At 73.4% G+C, this 19,407-nt stretch carries 16 protein-coding genes and 1 tRNA gene; 8 read left to right on the top strand and 9 right to left on the bottom strand.

Features of this window, described 5'->3' with window-relative positions; genetic code table 11:
• Positions 1-57: 57 nt before the first annotated feature.
• From thrB to AC3RJ7_RS11165, 6 genes are all read right to left on the bottom strand, one after another.
• A complete protein-coding gene (gene thrB / locus AC3RJ7_RS11190; RefSeq protein ID WP_491455910.1) occupies positions 58-1,002 on the bottom strand; it encodes a homoserine kinase in 945 nt (314 codons plus the stop codon).
• A complete protein-coding gene (gene thrC, locus AC3RJ7_RS11185; protein WP_491455909.1) occupies positions 999-2,096 on the bottom strand; it encodes a threonine synthase in 1,098 nt (365 codons plus the stop codon). Before thrC ends, thrB begins: the two co-directional genes overlap by 4 nt.
• Complete coding sequence (locus AC3RJ7_RS11180; protein ID WP_491455908.1) at positions 2,093-3,403, bottom strand: homoserine dehydrogenase; 1,311 nt, start codon at positions 3,401-3,403, stop codon at positions 2,093-2,095. Before AC3RJ7_RS11180 ends, thrC begins: the two co-directional genes overlap by 4 nt.
• Positions 3,400-4,830 (bottom strand): diaminopimelate decarboxylase, encoded by a 1,431-nt coding sequence (lysA, locus tag AC3RJ7_RS11175; RefSeq protein ID WP_491455907.1) that lies wholly within the window; start codon positions 4,828-4,830, stop codon positions 3,400-3,402. Before lysA ends, AC3RJ7_RS11180 begins: the two co-directional genes overlap by 4 nt.
• 132 nt (positions 4,831-4,962) lie before the next feature.
• Complete coding sequence (locus tag AC3RJ7_RS11170; protein WP_491455906.1) at positions 4,963-5,766, bottom strand: LmeA family phospholipid-binding protein; 804 nt, start codon at positions 5,764-5,766, stop codon at positions 4,963-4,965.
• 30 nt (positions 5,767-5,796) lie between these two features.
• A complete protein-coding gene (locus tag AC3RJ7_RS11165; protein WP_491455905.1) occupies positions 5,797-7,470 on the bottom strand; it encodes an arginine--tRNA ligase in 1,674 nt (557 codons plus the stop codon).
• Between the two features lie 38 nt (positions 7,471-7,508).
• Between AC3RJ7_RS11165 and AC3RJ7_RS11160 the strand changes: the two genes are divergently transcribed.
• The 8 genes from AC3RJ7_RS11160 (at position 7,509) to AC3RJ7_RS11125 (ending at position 15,322) form a co-directional block, all read left to right on the top strand.
• The gene (locus tag AC3RJ7_RS11160; protein ID WP_491455904.1) at positions 7,509-8,129 is read left to right on the top strand and encodes an iron ABC transporter ATP-binding protein; all 621 of its coding nucleotides are present in this window, start codon (positions 7,509-7,511) and stop codon (positions 8,127-8,129) included.
• Complete coding sequence (locus AC3RJ7_RS11155) at positions 8,129-9,322, top strand: ROK family protein (protein ID WP_491455903.1); 1,194 nt, start codon at positions 8,129-8,131, stop codon at positions 9,320-9,322. Before AC3RJ7_RS11160 ends, AC3RJ7_RS11155 begins: the two co-directional genes overlap by 1 nt.
• Before the next feature lie 76 nt (positions 9,323-9,398).
• Positions 9,399-9,471 (top strand) — tRNA-Arg (locus AC3RJ7_RS11150).
• Between the two features lie 181 nt (positions 9,472-9,652).
• A complete protein-coding gene (locus AC3RJ7_RS11145; protein ID WP_491455902.1) occupies positions 9,653-11,656 on the top strand; it encodes a TPM domain-containing protein in 2,004 nt (667 codons plus the stop codon).
• A gap of 72 nt (positions 11,657-11,728) precedes the next feature.
• A complete protein-coding gene (locus AC3RJ7_RS11140; protein WP_491455901.1) occupies positions 11,729-12,463 on the top strand; it encodes a PspA/IM30 family protein in 735 nt (244 codons plus the stop codon).
• A gap of 344 nt (positions 12,464-12,807) precedes the next feature.
• Entirely contained in the window at positions 12,808-13,644 is an 837-nt protein-coding gene (locus tag AC3RJ7_RS11135; protein ID WP_491455900.1) for a hypothetical protein, read from the top strand.
• A gap of 353 nt (positions 13,645-13,997) precedes the next feature.
• The gene (locus tag AC3RJ7_RS11130; RefSeq protein ID WP_491455899.1) at positions 13,998-14,843 is read left to right on the top strand and encodes an arginase family protein; all 846 of its coding nucleotides are present in this window, start codon (positions 13,998-14,000) and stop codon (positions 14,841-14,843) included.
• Positions 14,840-15,322: a Fe-S oxidoreductase gene (locus tag AC3RJ7_RS11125; protein WP_491455898.1), complete on the top strand. Its 483-nt coding sequence runs from the start codon at positions 14,840-14,842 to the stop codon at positions 15,320-15,322. The genes AC3RJ7_RS11130 and AC3RJ7_RS11125 overlap by 4 nt, the downstream gene beginning before the upstream one ends.
• Here the strand turns inward: AC3RJ7_RS11125 and AC3RJ7_RS11120 are convergent.
• The 3 genes from AC3RJ7_RS11120 to AC3RJ7_RS11110 form a co-directional block, all read right to left on the bottom strand.
• Positions 15,285-16,211 carry a siderophore-interacting protein gene (locus AC3RJ7_RS11120; protein WP_491455897.1) on the bottom strand — a complete coding sequence of 309 codons (927 nt, stop codon included), beginning with the start codon at positions 16,209-16,211 and terminating at the stop codon, positions 15,285-15,287. The two genes, AC3RJ7_RS11125 and AC3RJ7_RS11120, sit on opposite strands and share 38 nt — an antisense overlap.
• A 67-nt stretch (positions 16,212-16,278) precedes the next feature.
• A complete protein-coding gene (locus tag AC3RJ7_RS11115) occupies positions 16,279-18,423 on the bottom strand; it encodes an iron ABC transporter permease (RefSeq protein WP_491455896.1) in 2,145 nt (714 codons plus the stop codon).
• Positions 18,395-19,363, bottom strand: coding sequence for an iron-siderophore ABC transporter substrate-binding protein (locus AC3RJ7_RS11110; RefSeq protein ID WP_491455895.1), 969 nt, complete (start codon positions 19,361-19,363; stop codon positions 18,395-18,397). Before AC3RJ7_RS11110 ends, AC3RJ7_RS11115 begins: the two co-directional genes overlap by 29 nt.
• Positions 19,364-19,407 lie beyond the last annotated feature (44 nt).

The raw sequence follows: 19,407 nt of genomic DNA, 5'->3' as shown, positions 1-19,407 counted from the left end.
GCGCGATGTCGCGGAGGTGAACCGGACCGGGCGGCGCCGTGCGCGCCGCCCGGTGCGCTACGCGCCCTGGACCGTCGCACCCTTGAAGTCGACCGCGAGCGGAAGCGCCTGCCAGGCGGTGTCGGCGGTGCGCTCGACGAGCTCGACCGCCTCGGCCCTCGTGCTCGGGTCGTTCGCGAGCACGAGGATCGACGGGCCGGCGCCCGACACGACGGCGGGATGCCCCGCCTCGCGCAGCGCCCGGATCAGTCGGTCGGTCTCGGGCATGGCCGCGGCACGGTAGTGCTGGTGCAGCTTGTCCTCCGTGGCCTGGAACAGCAGCTCGGGGCTCTGGATGAGCGCCGCGACGAGCAGTGCCGAGCGCGACACGTTGAACACCGCGTCCTCATGGGGCACCTGCTCGGGCTGCAGCGACCGGGCGAGCGCCGTCGACATCTCGTGCTCGGGCACGAGCACGAGCGGCGAAACGCCCCGGTGCACGATGAGCTTCTTGTGCCGAGGACCCTCCGGCGTGACCCACGCGATCGTCAGGCCGCCGAAGAGCGCGGGCGCCACGTTGTCCGGGTGCCCCTCGAGCTCGGTCGCGAGCTCGAGCAGGTCGTCGGCCGAGAAGTCGACGACGCCCTCGAGCAGGCCCTTCGCGGCCATCACGCCCGCGACGATCGCGGCACCCGACGAACCGAGCCCGCGGCCGTGCGGGATCGCGTTGTGCGCGACGAGCCGCAGCCCGGGCAGCGCGACGCCGGCCCGCTCGAACGTGTGCGCGATCGACCGGACCACGAGGTGCGACTCGTCGAGGGGCACCTCGCCCTCGCCGACGCCGTGGACCTCGACCTCCACACCGCCGTCGGTCGCCGCGATCTCGAGCTCGTCGTAGACCGCGAGCGCGAGACCCAGGGTGTCGAAGCCGGGGCCGAGGTTCGCCGACGTGGCAGGCACCTTCACGTGGACGGAGCGCCCCGCGAGCGGGGTGGTCGCGGGGGCGACGAGCGTGCCGGTCACGATGCGAGTCCCAGCGCTGCGGCGACCTGTGCGGTGTCGACGGGGACGACCGTGGGTTCGACCTCCGAGCCGTCGGCCGTGCGGAGGGCCCACTGCGGATCCTTCAGCCCGTGCCCGGTGACCGTGAGCACCACCCGGGCGCCCCGGGGAACGACGCCCGCCGCCGAGCGCTCGAGCAGGCCCGCGACCGAGATCGCCGAGGCGGGCTCGACGAAGATGCCGACCTCGGCCGAGAGGATGCGCTGCGCCTCGAGGATCGCCGCGTCCTCGATCGCGCCGAAGTAGCCGTCGGTCTCGTCGCGCGCCTGGAGTGCGAGTCCCCACGACGCGGGATTGCCGATGCGGATCGCGCTCGCGATCGTGTCGGGGTCGCGCACCGGCTCGCCGCGCACGAGGGGTGCGGAGCCCGCGGCCTGGAAGCCGAACATCCGCGGCATCCGGGTCGCGTTGCCCGCTGCGATGTCCTCGCGGTAGCCGCGCGTGTACGCCGTGTAGTTCCCGGCGTTGCCGACCGGCACGAAGTGGAGGTCGGGGGCGTCGCCGAGCACCTCGACGACCTCGAACGCCGCCGTCTTCTGGCCCTCGATGCGGTCGTTGTTGACCGAGTTCACGAGGTGGACGGGATAGTTCGCCGCGAGGTCGCGGGCGATGTCGAGGCAGTCGTCGAACGTGCCCTGCACCTGGATGAGCTTCGCGTCGTGCGCGATCGCCTGGCTGAGCTTGCCCATGGCGACCTTGCCCTCGGGCAGCAGCACGGCCGCGCCGATGCCCGCGTGGGTCGCGTACGCCGCCGCCGAGGCCGACGTGTTGCCGGTCGAGGCGCAGATGACGACCTTCGCGCCGTGCTCGACCGCCTTCGTGACGGCCATCGTCATGCCCCGGTCCTTGAACGAACCGGTCGGGTTCATGCCCTCGAACTTGACCCAGACGTCGGCGCCGGTGCGGCGCGAGAGCGCGGGCGCGGGCAGCAACGGCGTGCCGCCCTCGCCGAGCGTGACGACGGGGGTCGCGTCGGTCACGTCGAGGCGGTCGGCGTACTCTCGGATGACGCCGCGCCACTGGCGCGAGCCGGGCTTGGGAGTGGGCTGGTTCACTGGGCTCCTTCGACTCGGAGGACGGATGCGACGGAGGCAACGACGGGGCTCTCGGCGAGCGAGGCGACCGTGTCGGCGAGCGCCGACTCGGTGGCCTCGTGGGTGCCGATGACGAGCGTCGCCCGCCGCGAACCCTCGCTGACCGTCTGCTGCAGCTGTTCGACCGAGACGCCGTGCTGGGCGAAGATGCGGGCGACCTGCTCGAGCACGCCCGGCTCGTCGGTCACCTCGAGCGTGATCGCGTAGCGCGTCGTGATGCGACCGATCGGCAGGACCGGCAGCTCGGCCTGCGTCGACTCGGCCGTGCCCGGCCCGCCCGAGACCCTGCGACGGGCGATCGCGACGAGGTCGCCGAGGACGGCGGACGCGGTCTGCACTCCCCCGGCGCCCGCGCCGTAGAACATGAGCGGGCCGGCGGCCGACGCCTCCACGAACACCGCGTTGTTCGCCCCGTGCACGGCGGCGAGCGGGTGGCTGCGCGGAACGAGCGCGGGATAGACGCGCGCCGAGACGCCCTCGGCGCCCGTCTCCGCGTCGACGAGCCGCTCGCAGATCGCGAGGAGCTTCACGACGTAGCCGGCGCGCCGAGCCGACTCGACCTGGGCGGCCGAGACGCCGGTGATGCCCTCGCGATGCACGGCCTCGACCGGCACGCTCGTGTGGAAGGCGAGGCTCGCGAGGATCGCCGCCTTCTGCGCGGCGTCGTAGCCGCCGATGTCGGCCGTCGGGTCGGCCTCGGCGTAGCCGAGCTCGGTCGCGGTCGCGAGTGCGTCCTCGAGCGAGGCACCCGTCTGGTCCATGCGGTCGAGGATGAAGTTCGTCGTGCCGTTCACGATGCCGAGGATGCGGTCGACGCGGTCGCCGGCGAGCGACTCGCGGAGGGGCCGGATGATCGGGATCGCGCCCGCGACGGCGGCCTCGTACGAGAGCTGCGCGCCCACCTGCTCGGCGGCGGCGAAGAGCTCCGGACCGTGCGACGCGAGCAGCGCCTTGTTGCCCGTCACCACGTCGGCGCCCGACGCGATCGCCTGGCGCACGAGGGTGCGCGCCGGCTCGATGCCGCCCATGAGCTCGATGACGACGTCGGAGCCGAGGATGAGGGCTTCGGCGTCGGTGGTCAGCAGCTCGGCGGGCAGCTCCGTGTCGCGCCGCGCGTCGAGGTTGCGGACCGCGATGCCGACGAGCTCGAGCCGCGCGCCCACGCGCTGGGCGAGTTCGTCGGCGTGGTCGAGCAGCAGCCGCGCGACCTGCGAGCCGACCGAGCCGGCTCCGAGCAGTCCGACTCGGATGGACCGGTACTCGATCATGCGGGGTTCCCTTCGATGGTGGCGATGGCGGATGGCTCGAGCCCGAGGTCGCGGGCGAGCAGGTCGTCGACGGACTCGCCGCGCACGATGACCCGCGCCTCGCCGCCGCGCACCGCGACGACCGGCGGACGCGGCACGTGGTTGTAGTTGGACGCGAGCGACCAGCAGTACGCGCCCGTGGCGGCGACCGCGATGAGGTCGCCCGGAGCGGTGTCGGCGGGCAGGTGCTCGACGTCGACGACGACGTCGCCCGCCTCGCAGTGCTTGCCGACGACGCGGCTGAGTGCCGCCACGCCGTCGGAGCCGCGGTTCGCGACCCGCGCCGAGTACGCGGCGCCGTAGAGCGCGGTGCGGGCGTTGTCGCTCATGCCGCCGTCGACGCTGACGTAGTGGCGCGTGCCGCCCTCGATCGGCACGGGCTTCACGGTGCCGACCGTGTAGAGCGTGACGCCGGCCGGGCCGATGATCGAGCGGCCGGGTTCGAAGGCGAGCCTCGGCACGGCGATGCCGCGTTCGCGGCAGCCCGCGACGACCGCGGCGACGATGCCGTCGGCGATGCGCTCGATCGGCTGCGGGGTGTCGGCGGCCGTGTAGGCGATGCCGAACCCGCCGCCGAGGTTGAGCTCCGGCAGCGGCTCGTCGGCGGAGAGCTCGGCGTGCGCGCCGAGCAGCCGCGAGGCGGATTCGGCGAACCCCTCGGCGTCGAAGATCTGCGAGCCGATGTGGCAGTGCAGGCCCAGGAACTCGAGCGAGTCGTGCGCGCGGATGCGCCGGCCGAGTTCGACGGCGCGCTCGAGCGGCACGCCGAACTTCTGGTCTTCATGGGAGGTCGCGAGGAACTCGTGGGTCGACGCGTGCACGCCGCTGTTGACCCGCAGCCGCACGCGCTGGCGGCGCCCGGCCCGGGCGGCCGCCTCGGCGACCCGCTCGATCTCGACCTCGCTGTCGATGATGAGCGCACCGACGCCGACCTCGACCGCGCGGGCGATCTCGGCGAGGGACTTGTTGTTGCCGTGGAAGCCGAGCCGGGCGGGCTCGGCGCCCGCAGCGAGGGCGACCGCGAGCTCACCGCCCGTGCAGACGTCGACGGCGAGCCCTTCCTCGACCACCCAGCGCACGATCTCGCCCGAGAGGAACGCCTTGCCCGCGTAATAGACCGTCACATCCGTGCCGGCCGAGCGCGCCGCCGCCTCGAACGCGAGCCGTGTGCGACGGGCCCGGGCTCGTGCCTCGGACTCGTCGACGACGTAGAGCGGCGTGCCGAACCGCTCGGCGAGCGACACGGCGTCGAGGCCGCCGATCTCGATGCGGCCCGCGGCGTCGCGACGGGCGCTCACCGGCCACACCTCGGGGACGAGCGCGTCGACGTCGACGCGCTCGGGCTGCGCGCCGGGGTCTGCGGAGACGGATGCCACGGGGAACCTCACGGGAGGGATCGAATCGACGTTCGCTCGCGGCGAGCGAACCCGGATCGGTCCCTGAAGCCTGATGCGTGCCGACCTTGTGGGTCGGACTACCGGGAGTCTACCGAGGCGAGCGGGCGGGGCCGAATCGGCGGATCAGGCGCAACGACCGGTCGTGCTCATCGCGTCGCCGGAGAGCCGCACGTCGTCGCCCTCGAGATCGACCGTGACGACACCCGGGGCGACGGCGACGGAACTCACCTCGATGCCCTCGGGCAGGTGCTCGGCGACGCAGACCGGCACCGGGTCGTCGCCGAGCAGTCGCTCGACGAGACCGGAGAGGTCGAACGAGCCGCCGCCCGCGCCGATCTCGACCCCGACCGGTTCGAGCAGGACCCGGTCGCCCGCCGCCGTCGGGGCGGCGGTCACCTGGTACGCCACGGGGAAGCCGAACACCTCGACGCTGCCCTCGTACCCCACCGTCCCATCGCCGAGCGTCACCGCGCCCGTCACACCGGGTACGTCGATCAGCTGGTTCAGCGCGGCCTCGTCGGCCGACACGGTCGCGGCGAGGTGCCCCACCGGGGCCCCCAGGTCGACGGGCACCTGCGACAACGCGACCCGCACGTCGATCGGGACGCCGTCGACCTCGAGCTCGGGCGCGCTCAGCACGACCTCGTCCATCGTGCCCGAGAGGTACTGCGCGATGACCGAGAAGCCGCCGATCGACACGTCGACGTCGCCCTCGACCTGCGCGGGCAGGTTCCGGCTCACCTCCTCGGCGACGCGCTGCTCGGCGATGCCGCGTGCGACCACGTCGGCCACGATCGCGACGGCCCCGAGTCCGACGACGACGGACGCGACGACGATGCCGACCTTCGCGCCGCGACCGAGGCCCCGGCGCGGTTCGGGTCCGACGGGCGGGTCATCCAGCGGGATCGTCGGCTGTTCGTCGCTCATCGGTGCCCCCTCGGATCGATTGCGGTGCGCTCACATGCGTTCGGGCGCGGAGACGCCGAGCAGGTCGAGGCCGTTGCGGATGACCTGGCCGGTCGCGTCGTTGAGCCACAGGCGGGTGCGGTGCAGGTCGCCGATCGGCTCGTCGCCGAGCGGGAGCACGCGGCAGTTGTCGTACCAGCGGTGGAAGAGACCGGCGAGCTCCTCGAGGTAGCGCGCGACCCGGTGCGGCTCGCGCAGCTCGGCCGCCTGCGCGACGATGCGCGGGAACTCCTGCAGCGCGCCGAGGAGCGCCGACTCGGTCTCGTGCTCGAGCAGCTCGGGGGCGAACGCCGACCGATCCACGCCCGACGCCTGCGCGTTGAGCGCGAGCTGGGTCGTGCGGGCGTGCACGTACTGGACGTAGAACACCGGGTTGTCGTTGCCGCGGCGCTGCAGGATCTCGGGATCGATCGTGAGCGGCGAGTCGGCCGGGTAGCGGGCGAGCGTGTACCGGAGCGCGTCCGTCCCGAGCCAGGCCTGCAGGTCGTCGAGCTCGATGATGTTGCCGGCCCGCTTCGACAGCCGAGCGCCGTTGACCGAGACGAGCTGGCCGATGAGCACCTCGACGTCGCGCTCGGGGTCGTCGCCCGCGGCGCCCGCGAGTGCCCTGAGCCGGTGCACGTAGCCGTGGTGGTCGGCCCCGAGCAGGTAGATCTTGTGCTTGAAGCCGCGGTCGCCCTTGTCGAGGTACAGGGCGGAGTCGGCGGCGAAATAGGTGGGCACGCCGTTGCCGCGCACGAAGACCCGGTCCTTGTCGTCGCCGAAGTCGGTCGTCTTCACCCACACCGCGTCGTCGGCGTCGTAGACGTGGCCCTGCGCCCGCAGCCGGGCGAGTGCGGTGTCGATGTCGCTGAGGCCGTCGTCGCCCTTGGCGTGCAGGCGGCGCTCGCTCGTCCAGACGTCGAAGTGCACGTTGAAACGCTCGAGCGAGGCCTTGATCTCGGCGAGCTGCAGCTCGTACGCGATCTCGGTCGCCGTGTGCAGCGCGACCTCGTCGTCGAGTTCGGCGAGCTTCGGCTCGCGCTCGAGCACGCGCGCGGCGAGATCGGCGATGTAGCTCCCGGGGTAGCCCCCCTCGGGTGTCGGCTCGCCCTTGGCCGCGGCGAGCACCGAGGCGCCGAAGATCTGCATCTGGTTGCCGGCGTCGTTGATGTAGTACTCGTTCGCCACCTCGGCGCCCGCGGCGCGGAGCACCCGGCTGATCGAGTCGCCGAGGGCGGCCCAACGGGTGTGGCCGATGTGGAGCGGGCCGGTGGGATTCGCGGAGACGAACTCGAGGTTGATGACGCTGCCCGCGAGCGAGTCGCCGCGGCCGTACTCGGCGCCCTGCTCCACGATCGTCCGGGCGAGCGCACCGGCTGCGGCCGCGTCGAGCCGGATGTTGATGAAGCCGGGACCTGCGATGTCGGCGCTCGCGACGCCGTCGATCGCGGCCACGGCCGGGGCGAGCTCGCCGGCGACCTCCCGGGGGTTCATGCCGAGCGGCTTCGCGATGCGCAGGGCGATCGATGAGGCCCAGTCGCCGTGCTCGCGCAGCTTCGGGCGCTCGAGGGTCACGTCGCTCCGCTCGAGCCGCAGTTCGACCTCTTCGCCGGCTGCGCGACGTCGCTCGACGAGTGCGAGGACGAGGTCGTACAGGGCGTTCGAGAGATCGGCTTGAGTCACCCGCAAATCCTATCGGCCTCATTGATAAGGTTCGTCACATGCCGCGCTCCCCCCACCAGCTCCGCCACCGCTCGACCGGTCTCGCGGTCGCCGTCGCGGCGGTCGCGCTCGTGCTCACCGGATGCACCGCCGACGCGCCGGAGCCGAGCGGCTCGGCCGCACCGCCCTCGGCGACCGGGGTCCCCGGTCCCGGCTCGAGCGAGACCCCCGAGCCCACCGAGGAGCCGGCGACGCCGTTCGAGATCGCGTGCGACGTGCTGCTCACGCCCGACGACGTCTACGCGTTCAACCCCAACTACACCCCGGCGCCGGGCTACGAGCCGGAGGCCGCCGGCGTCGCGGGCGTCGTCGAGGAGGCCGGCACCGCGTGCGGCCTCGTCAACCAGACGAACGGCGCGATCATCGAGTACGCCGTCGCGACGCCGCCCGGGGCGGCGCTCGAGGCCCGCAAGAACGACGCCGCGCTGTCGTCGAACCCCGTGCCGACCTACGGCACGCCGCCCGACGTCGAGGGGTACTTCGAACGCTCCGGCGAGACCGGCGAGGCGCAGGTGTTCACGGGCCCGTACTGGATCGTGATCGCCTCGACCGAACTCGTCGAGCCGGGCGACGCCCAGGCGCTCGTGGGCGCCGTCGTCGCGAACCTCGAGGCCGCCTGATGGCCGGGCCGACGCGCCAGGCGCAGGGCACCCCGTCGTGGCTCGGCGCGGTGAACGACCGCGTCGGCCTGTCGGCACTGCTCGATCACGGACCCCTGACCCGCAACCGCATCTGCGAACTCGTCGGCGTCTCGAAGCCGACCGCCTCGATGATGATGACCCGCTTGATCGCGGCGGGCGTCGTCGAGGAGCGCGGCCAGGTGGCCGGCAGCCCCGGGCGCAACGCGACGCTCTACGCGGCCCGCATCGACCGGCCGCTCGGCGTCGCGATCGCCATCGACGCCTTCGCGCTCCGTGCCCGCGTCGTCGACGCTGCGGGCAGCGAACGCCCGCTCATCACGATCGAGCTGCCGGGCGACGTGGGCGAGCGGTCCGCGGTCGACGAGGTCCGTCGGGCCATCCACGAGGCGAGCGCGGCCGCGGGCACCGACCCGTCGGCAGTGCACACCGTGGGCATCGGCACCGCGGGCTACGTCGACCCGGCCGGCGAGGGGGCGCTGTTCAGCGAGACCTTGCCGGGCTGGCCGACGACCGGCCTGCGCGCCGTGCTCGAGCAGGCGCTCGGCGTCACCGTCTTCGTCGAGAACGACGTCAACCTCGCGGCCGTCGCCGAGCGCGAGACGGGCGCTGGCGAGGGCCGCGACGTGTTCGTGCTGCTGTGGCTCGGCAACGGCGTCGGCGCCTCGTTCGACGTCGCCGGCGACCTCTACCGCGGCACGTTCGGCGGCGCGGGCGAGATCGGCTTCCTGCCGCTCTCCGCGGAGGCGCGGGCGCTCGACGAGCGCGCCACGACGAGCGGCGACCTGGTCGGTGCGATCGGCCTGCGCCGCCTCGCGGCGACGCACGGCATCGAGGCGGACGACTTCGCGGGGCTCGTCGCAGCGATCGAGCGCAGCGACGCGCGCGAACGGATCGTCGACGAGCTCGGCGAGCGCATCGCGCACATCTCGCTGCCGCTGCTCGCGACGCTCGATCCCGGCCTCGTGGTGCTGTCCGGCCCGACCGCCGCAGTGGGCGGCGCACGTCTGGCCGAGGCCGTCGAACGCGAGATCCGGCGCCTCAGCCGCTGGTATCCCGAGGTCGTGGCGACGCACGTCGAGGGCGACGCCGTGCTGCAGGGCGCCACGGCGTTCGTCACGGCGAAGGTGCGCGAGGACCTGCTCGGCACCGTCGCGCGACTCGCGCTTCCCTGAGGTCGGATCCCTCACCCCGACGGGGGCCCGCTGCACCGTCGGCGTCCCCGGATGATGGTAGGGTTCTCAATTGTGCGCCTCCGTAGCTCAGGGGATAGAGCGCCGGTTTCCGGTACCGTAGGTCGGGGGTTCGAATCCCTCCGGGGGCACGTTGCGATCGAGCGGGTCGAGCCGAGTACGGCTCCCCGCTCGAATGCGTTTCAGGAGCGTTGAACGGATGGCTCGGCCCACTGCCGCCGGCCGGTCGACCACGCCCCTCGCCGTGGACGATCGGCACCGCGCCCCCATAGACTCGAACCCGTCCGGTCAGACGGGGGAAGGCACTGGTGCATGCGTCCGACGCGCAAGGGTTCCGTGATCGCGGCGATCGTGACGGGAGCCGCGCTCGCGCTCTCGGCTCCAGCCGTCGCCCACGCTGAAGATCCGGTCACGTTCGGCGCCTCGCCCGTGGTCGACACGGTCGGCGCGCTCGACGGCCGGATCGACGAGGTGGGAGCCGCGCTCGACGACCTGGCCGAGCGCAGCGGCCGCCAGCTGTTCGTCGCCTACGTCGACGTGTTCACGAATCCCGAGGCGGCCGACGCGTGGGCCGACCGGACCGCGATCGACAACGGGCTCGGTACCGAGGATTACCTGCTCGCGGTCGCCGTCGACGGGCGAACCTACTACCTGACCGCCCCGGCCGACAGCTCGATCAGCGACGAGGAGCTCGATCGAATCAGCACGGAGGTCATCGAGCCGGAGCTTCGCGAGGGCGACTGGGCGGGTGCGGCGATCGCCGGCGCCTCGGCGATCGCCGGTGACGACGCAGGAGGCGGCGGCGGCTCGGGATGGGGCTTCTTCTGGTTCCTCGTCATCGCGGCCGTCGTCGTCGGCATCGTGTGGTTCGTGCTCGCCCGCCGCAAGCGCCGGCAGCGCACCGGTCCGGCGGGCGCGCCCGTGAAGCCCATCGCGGACCTCCGCCGCGAGGCCGGCAGCGCCCTGGTGCAGGCCGACGATGCGCTCAAGACGAGCGAGGAGGAGCTCGGCTTCGCCGTCGCCTCGTACGGCGAAGCCGCGACCGCCGGGTTCCGCGCCGCGCTCGACGGGGCGAAGGCCAGGATCGGCGAGGCGTTCGCGCTGCAGCAGCGGCTCGACGACGCCGAGCCCGACACCGACGACGAGCGCCGCGAATGGTACGGGGGCATCATCCGGCTCGCCGCCGAGGCCGACGCGCTCCTCGACGAGCAGACCGACCGCTTCGACGCGCTCCGCGACCTCGAGCGGAACGCCCCCGAGGCGCTCGCCGGGGTGCAGGCCGCCGCCGCCGAGGTCGAGGGCGGAATCGCCCCGGCCGCCGAACGGCTCGTCTCCCTGCAGGCGGAGTACGCGGAGCCGGCGCTCGCGCCCGTCGCCGACAACCCGGTGCAGGCGCGGGCGCGCATGGACTTCGCCCGCTCGTCCCTGACCGAGGCGGCCGCCGCGGTCGCGCGCGGCGCGGGCGGTCCGGCGGCGGTCGAGATCCGGGCCGCCGAGGAAGCCGTCGACCAGGCGCGGCTCCTGACTGCCGCGATCGACCGTCACGCGACCGAGCTCGCGGAGGCCGATCGGGCGGTCGCCGCGATGCTCGACGAGCTCGACCGGGACGTGCAGGCCGCGCGATCGCTCGGCACCGAGGCGACGAACGCCCTGGCCGAGAAGGTCGCCGGCGAGGCATCCGCCGTTCGCGCCGCCATGGCGGCCCCCGTGCGCGACCCGCTCGCGCTGCAGGCACGGCTGACCGTGGTGAACACCGAGATCGACGCCGCGATCCAAGGCGCTCGCGACGCCGCCGAGCAGGCGGCGCGCACGCAGGCCCAACTCGGCCGCAGCCTGCAGTCGGCGCGCGCGCAGGTGCAGGCCGCCGAGGACTACCTCGTCGCCCGCCGCGGTGCCGTCGGCGCCGAGGCGCGGACCCGGCTCGCCGAGGCCGGCCGGCTCGTGGTGCAGGCCGAGCAGACCGCCGCCGCCGATCCGGCCGGTGCGCTCGCGACGGCGCAGCGCGCCGAGCAGCTCGCCGCGCAGGCCATGAACCTCGCCCAGCAGGACGTCGGCGGGTTCGGCGGCCCGGGCGGATTCGGCGGTTCCGGCGGGCAGCCGGGCGGCGGCGACATGCTGGGCGCCGTGCTCGGCGGCATCCTGATCAACTCCATGCTGGGCGGCGGTGGCGGAGGCGGAGGCGGCTTCGGCGGAGGCGGAGGCGGAGGCGGCTTCGGCGGCCGTTCCGGCGGAGGGTTCGGCGGCGGCCGTCGCTCCCCCGGCAGCTTCGGCGGTTCCGGCACGCGCGCGCGGCGCGGAAGCGGAGGCCGATTCTGATCCAGCGCCCCGGCCGATCCGGCACCACCGAAACCCACGCCCGACCATGACCACGACGAACAGGGAGTAACCATGGCAAAGCAGTCCATCTTCGGACGGATCTCGCAGCTCGTGCGAGCCAACATCAACGCGCTCATCGACCAGGCGGAAGACCCGCAGCTCATGCTCGACCAGATGGTGCGCGACTACACCAACTCGATCGCCGACGCCGAGGCGGCCATCGCCGAGACCATCGGCAACCTGCGCCTCCTCGAGGACGACCACCGCGAGGACGTCGAGGCGGCCCGCGAGTGGGGCGAGAAGGCGCTCGCCGCGAGCCGCAAGGGCGACGAACTGCGCGCGGCGGGCGACGCCCCCGGCGCCGACAAGTTCGACAACCTCGCGAAGGTCGCGCTCAGCCGGCAGATCTCGGCCGAGAACGAGGCCAACGCCGCCGAGCCGCAGATCGCCGCGCAGACCGAGGTCGTCGACAAGCTGAAGGCCGGGCTCAACGGCATGAAGGAGAAGCTCGTCCAGCTGCAGAACAAGCGCTCCGAGCTCGTCGCGCGGGCGAAGACCGCGCAGGCGCAGAAGCAGGTGCAGGACGCGGTGAAGTCGATCGACATCCTCGACCCGACGAGCGAGATCGGCCGCTTCGAGGACAAGATCCGGCGCGAGGAGGCGGTCGTGCGCGGCCAGGCGGAACTCGCCGCGTCGAGCCTCGACGCCCAGTTCAACGAGCTCGACGACCTCGGCGAGCTCACCGAGGTCGACGCGCGCCTCGCCGCGCTGAAGGCGGGCGGTTCGCAGGGCGCCATCGGCGGCTGACGACCGGCGAAGCACAGGGGCGGATGCCTCGGGGCCGACCCCGAGGCATCCGCCTCGTCGTCCGTGCCGCGGCCCGGATGCGCCGCGCCGGGCCGCGCCGGCCGACCGTGAGCCCGTTCACGACGAGTGAGCGGGTCGGCGACACGAGTGAGCGCGTTCACGACGAGTGAGCGGGTCGGCGACACGAGTGAGCGCGTTCGCGACGACTGAGCGGGATGCACAACGCTCGCTCGTCGCGAAGCCGCTCGCAGACTCCTCCTCAACACCGCACCGACCTGCGCATTCATGCACATGCGACCGGCGAAGCCGCTCGGACTGCGAACGACCGCGACAGCATTGCTCGCATGCCGGACGATCTCGAGCCCCTTCCCCCGCTGGTGCGAATCGCCGAAGCGGACCGTCTGTCGCTCAGTACGCGCGAGCTCCAGCGCCGTGCGAGCGCCGGCACGGCGCTCAGGCTCCGGCGAGGCGTCTACGTCGACGCCCGGCGCTGGCGGCGTGCGACCGCATCGGACCGCGAACTGCTGCACATCGCCGCCGTCGTGGGCACCCGCCGAGACCGCCCGGTGCTCTTCGGCGCATCTGCGGCGAGGGTGCTCGGTCTGCCCCTCGTCGGTGTGCCGGGCCACGCGGTTCACCTGGTGTCGATGACGGGCGTCGCCCCGGCTTCGGGGAACGGAGTCGTCTGGCATCGCGATCGCATCGATGACGAATCGATCATCGAAGTCGGCGGCCTGCTCGTCACCGACGTCCCGCGGACCGTCCTCGACCTCGCTCGGGGACTCACCGCACTCCAATCGATCTCGGCGGTCGACCACGCGCTCCGGCCGAGCCTCAGAGCCGCATCGATCGAATACCGCGACGGGTTGCTCGTGCGCTCAGAGGGCGCCGCGCTTGCCGGCACGGATCGGGACGTGCTCCTCGCTCGACTCGACGCGATGCCACGGGCGCGCGGCGTCTCGCGAGGGGCGAACGTCGTCCGGTTCGGAAATCCGCTCGCTGCAACACCGGGTGAATCGATCAGTCGCATGCAGATCCGATTGCTCGGCTTCCCCCAAACCGCGACTTCAGGCCGCGTTCGCGCGCAGGGACGGACCCGGTCAGGACATCGTCGATTTCGATTGGCCGGAAGCGGGCGTCTGCGGCGAGTTCGACGGCAAGGTCAAATACACGCGCGGTGAGTTTCTGAAGGGCCGGGACGTCTCGGACGTCGTCTGGCAGGAGAAACTGCGCGAGCGTCGGCTGAAGCGCGACCATCGGCGCGATGTCGCGCGTTGGGTCTGGGCGGACACGCTCGGACGCGGCGGCGGCATCCGTCGGGAATTGCTCGCTGCAGGACTGCCGTCTCGCCGCCGCTGACCAAGGCGTCAAGGCCGTGACTGAGCGGGGTCGCGACGAGCGAGCGCTGGGGACGCCGCGCACTCGTCGCGAACGCGCTCATTCGCTTGCTGAGGCGGCTCCGCCGCGCGCACGGCGAGCACGAGTTGCCGCCCTGCCGTGCCGCAGTCCGCCGCGGCGCGCGATACTGGGAAGCATGCCAGCCACCTTCGTCGTCGTCCCGCTGTGGCAGGGCTCGGTCTCCGCGCGCGCGATGAGCCTCGCCGACGGCGCCGCCGCCATCCTCGGCGACCTGCCCAGTTCGGCCACCCTCACCGTGGACGTGCCCGTCGAGGCGGGCGAGTCGCTCGGTACCGGCGTGCGGCGCTACAGCACGATCGTGCGCGTGCGCGACGCCGCCGCCGAAGCGCTCGATCGGGTGCCCGACTGGGCGCTCACGATCGGCGGCGACTGCGGCGCCTCGGTGGCGGCCGTCGCCCACGCCGCCCGGCTGGCGGAGGGCGATCTCGCGGTGCTCTGGCTCGACGCGCACCCCGACCTCAACACGCCCGAGACCTCGCCGTCCGGAGGGTTCGGGGGCATGACGCTGCGGGCGATCACGGGTGAGGGTGCCCCCGGCCTCGCGCTCGACGACGCGACCCGCATCGCACCCGGGCGGCTCGTGCTCGGCGGCATCCGGGCCATCGACGACGAGGAGCGCCGCTTCATCGACGAGCACGGCGTCTCGGTCCTCACCGTCGAGGACCTGTCGGACCCGGCGGCGGTCATCGCCGAACTCGAGGCGACGGGCGCGTCGCGGGTCTTCGTGCACATCGACCTCGACGTGCTCGACCCGTCGGCCCTGGCGGGCCTCTCGTACCCGATGCCGTTCGGCATCGGCGCCGCCGACCTCGCGAGCCTGCTCCGGGCCGTCGCCGGGCGCTTCCCGCTCGCGGGCGCGGCGATCGCCGGGTTCACGCCGGCGAGCCCCGAGGCGGCGGTCGACGACCTGCCGACCATCCTGCGACTCGTCGGCGCACTGACGTCGGGCGACCGTTCGTGACCGCGGCGAACGGTGCGGGCGCCGAGCGACGCCCGCCGAGCGACGAGCGCCGGGACGCCGGCCGCCTGCTGCGCATCCGGCTGACCGATTCGCCGATCAGCCGCATCGGCTACGCGTGGGCGACCCTCGTCGGGTTCGCGTGGGGCCTCATCTGGAGCACCGGGCCGGTGACGTACCGCCGTGGGCTCATCGTGTTCACGGGCATGCCGAAGTGGACGTACGGGCGGGGCGGCTCGTGCGTCGGAGGCTGCTACCTCACCGGCTCCAACGATGGCGACCGCGTGCTCGGCCACGAGGCCGTGCACAAGCAGCAGTGGCTGAAGTACGGCATGCTGCTGCCGGTGCTCTACCTGGCCGCGGGGCGCGACCCACTGCGGAACCGCTTCGAGATCGAGGCGGGCCTCGAGGCGGGCGGTTACCTGCCCGGAGCCCGTTCCCGGGTCAGTTCTCCGCGCGGCCGAGCTTCCAGTACCCCATGAACGCGACCCGCCGCCGGTCGACGCCGAGGCCCTTCACGAGGTGCCGGCGGAGCGTCGTGATCGCCGTCGCCTCGCCCGCGAGCCAGGCGTAGACGCCGTCGTCTGCGGTCGCCTCCGGCACCTCCCACAGGATCTCGTCCTCGGCGAGCTGCGGCAGGTCGACGGACCCGGGGTCGCCCGCGTCGGCGCGGCCGCCGATCTCGTCGTCGGCCCACGTGCGGACCGCGTCGACGAGCCGGGCGCCGTACGCCTCCGTGCCGGGGGCGTCGTCGCCGCGGTGCAGCCAGTGCACGGCGACGCCGGCCGGCGCCCGGACCTCGAGCACGTCGCGCGCGTCGGGGACCTCGAGGAAGGCGGCGCCGCGGGCGGTCGCCGGGAGCTGGGCGAGGATCGCGCTCACCGCCGGCACCGCCGTCTCGTCGCCGGCGATGAGGAGCGTGCCCGCGGCGCCGGGGTTCCACTCCCAGCCGCCCGACGGCTCATCGGTCGTCGCGTCGGGCGCGATGAGCAGCATCCGCTCCCCCGGCTCCGCACGCGCGATCCAGCGCGACGCCGGCCCCGAGTCGCCATGGGCGACGAAGTCGACGTCGAGTTCGCCGAGCTCGGGACGCGCGTCGCGGATCGTGTACGTGCGGATCGGGTTGCGCCGGTCGTCGGGCAGTGCGCGCCAGTCGCCGAACCAGTCGTCGCCCGTCGGGAAATGCCCCAGTCCGTCGGATCCGTCCGGCGCAGCCTCGAGCGGCAGGATGATCTTGATCCGCTGGTCCGGTCCGTCCCAGCCGACCTCGCGGAGGTCGTCGCCGCGGAAGGTCACGCGCACGAAGTGCGGCGACATCCTGCGGATCTCGCCGACGATCGTCTCGAAGACGCGATATCCGGGCTTGGCCATGCGGTGGGCTCCTGTCGTGGGTGCCGGCGGGCGCCGGCGGGTCGTGGTCGGTGGAGAGGGCGAAGGGTCAGGCCGAACGTCGCGAGCGCCAGAGCAGCCACACGAAGTACGGCGCGCCGACGACGGCGGTCACGAGGCCCGCGGGCAGCTGGCCGGGCGCGATGACGGTCCGTCCGATCGTGTCGGCCACCGTCACGAGGAGGGCGCCGAGGAGCGCCGCGAGCGGCAGCACGAGCGCGTGGCGGGCGCCGACGAGCGCGCGCGCCGCATGCGGCGCCACGAGGCCGACGAAGCCGATCACGCCCACCGCCGACACGGCCGTCGCCGTGAGCGCGACCGCGATCGCGAGCAGGCCGAGCCGAGCGCTGCCGAGGCGGACGCCGAGCACTCGCGGCGTGTCGTCGTCGAAGGCGAGCAGGTCGAGCTCGCGCCGGGTCGCGGCGAGGAGCGGCAGCGACATCGCGAGCACGACGAGCAGCGGGATGAGCTGGGGGAAGGTCCGCCCGTACGTGGACCCGGACAGCCAGGTGAGCGCCTTCGCGGCGTTGTACGGGTCGGTCGCGATGATGAGCATCGCGACCATCGCCGACGCCGCGGCCGAGACGCCGAGCCCGACGAGGATGAGCCGGCTCGTCGCGAGCCCGCCGCGCAGCGACAGGCCGAAGACGATCAGCGCCGCAACGGCGGCGCCGACGAACCCGCCGGTCGTGACCGCGACGAAGCCCGCGAGCGGCCAGAAGGTGATCACGAGCACCGCGCCGACGCCCGCGCCGCCCGTGACGCCGAGGATGGCGGGCTCGGCGAGCGGGTTGCGCGAGACCGCCTGGACGACGGTGCCCGCGGTGGCGAGTGCGGCGCCCGCGAGGATCGCGGCCGCCACCCGCGGCGCGCGCGTGTTCATCACGAACTCGACGAGGGGGCCGGCCTGGCCGGTGATCCAGTTGAGCACGTCGCCGCCGAGCAGCTTCGCGTCGCCGAGGAGGAGCGACACGAACGCGAGGACGACGAGCAGCACGGCCGCGCCGGCGATCACGAGCGCGCGCCCGCGCCGCGAGAGACCCGTGCCGATGACGAACCCGGTCGCGGCCTCGCTCGTCGCGCGCGACCGCAGCGCGAGCGCCACGAGGAACACGGCGCCGAAGATCGTCGTCACGACGCCGGTCGGCACCTCGACCGCCTTCTCGCCGCCGAAGGCGAGCCGGAGCAGCACGTCGGCGCCGAGCACGACGATGACGCCCATGAGCGCGGCTGCCGGGATGAGCAGGACGTGCCGCTGCATGCCGGGCACGCGGACCGCGACGAGCCGCACGATCGCGGGTGCCGCGAGCCCGACGAAGCCGATCGGCCCGACGAGGGCGACGGCCGCGGCCGACAGCAGCACGGCGATGACCACGCCGACGAGCCGGGTGCGTCGCACGTCGACGCCGAGCACCGTGGCGGTGTCGTCGCCGAGGGCGACGAGGTCGAACTGCCGGGCGAAGACGAAGAGCACCGCGACGGCGACCGCGACCACGGGCGCGAGCTGGGCGGCGGGACCGATGCCGGTCTGCGCGAGGGTGCCCTGGCTCCACGCGTAGAGCCCGGTGGTGCGCTCGGGGAAGAGCAGCAGCAGCATGGTCGTGAGCGCCGTCATCGCGAGGGCGATGGCGGAACCGGCCAGCACGAGGCGCACCGTGCCGCCCGATCCGCCCGCGGCGCCCGAGCCGCGCGAACCGCTCGCCGAGAGTGCGAGGACGAGGCCGGCCGCAGCCAGGCCGCCGATGAAGGCGACCGCGCCGCCGCCGATCACGGGGAGCGTGATGCCGAAGGCGGCGACGACGACGACCGCGAGGTAGGAGCCGGCGTTGACGGCGAGCGTGTCGGGCGACGCGAGGACGTTGCGCGAGACCGACTGCAGGATGAGGCCGGCCACGCCGAGCGCGATGCCGACGACGATCCCCGCCACGAGTCGCGGCAGGCGCGAGGCGAGGAAGACCGCCGCCGACTGGTCGTCGGCGCCCGCGCCCGTCCCCGTGCCGGTCAGGAGCCCGACGAGTTCGGGGAGCCCGACGTCGGCCGAGCCCTGGGTGACGTGCACCGCCGCGAGGAGCGTCGCGACGACGGCCCCGACGGCGATGAGCAGGACCGCGCCGAGCCGGGGGCGCTCACGTCCCCCGGCCGGCGCGGCCGACGACGGCGTCGTCTCAGTCCGCGAGGGTGCTGACGACGGCATCGATGTAGTCGTTCATCGACGAGGGGCCGCCGAACATCCAGATGCCGTCGGGCAGCCGGTGCACGTTGCCCGACTGCACGAAGGGCAGCGACTTCCAGACCGCGTTGTCGGCGAGGTCGACCGCGTAGGCGTCGGCTTCGCCGTTGGTGATGTAGAGGAACTCGAGGTCGCCGAGGCCGGTCAGGCCCTCGACGTCGGTCGAGCCGAGGCCGTAGTCGGCGTCGCCCTCACCGGTCCAGGCGTTCTCGAGGCCGAGCTCTTCGGTGACGGCCGTGAGCAGGGCGCCCTCCGCGAACGGACGGATCGAGACCTGGCCGCCCGAGGCCCACGAGTCGCTCATCATGAACGGCGTGCCGGCGAGGCCCGCCTCCTCGAGCGCCGCAGCGCCCTCGTCGAGCTTCGCGTGGAAGCCGTCGAGCAGCGCCTCGCCCTCCTCCTCGGTGCCGGTCGCGGTGGCGATGCGCTCGAGGTTCGACTCCATCTGGCCGATCGGGTTCGAGGCGTCGGCGCCGCGCACGACGAGCACGGGGGCGAACTCCTCGACCTGGGCGATGACGGTCTCGGGCAGGTCGGTCGTCGTGACGACGAGGTCGGGCGCGAGGCCCGCGATCGCGTCGACCGAGGGCTCACCGCGCATGCCGACGTCGGTGACGCCCTCATCGAGCTGCTCCGACTGCACCCAGGCGCTGTAGCCGGCGACGTCGGCGACGCCCACGGGCATGACGCCGAGCGCCACGAGGTTCTCCGCCGTGTTCCACTCGAGCGCGACGACGTCCTCGGCCGGCGCGTCGAGGGTGATCTCCTCGCCGCGATCGTCGGTCACGGTGATCGCCGCGTCCCCGTCGGCGGCCGCTTCGGGCGCCTCGGTGGTGCCGCAGCCGGTGAGCAGCAGCAGGGAGGCCGCGGCGGCGGCGCTGAGGGCGATGGCACGAGTTCTCATCGGGAGAGGTTTCCTCACGGATCGGCGCGCGGGCATGGTGAACC

It is taken from the genome of Agromyces solani (assembly GCF_058349925.1).
This window is presented reverse-complemented; position numbering and strand designations above follow the sequence as displayed.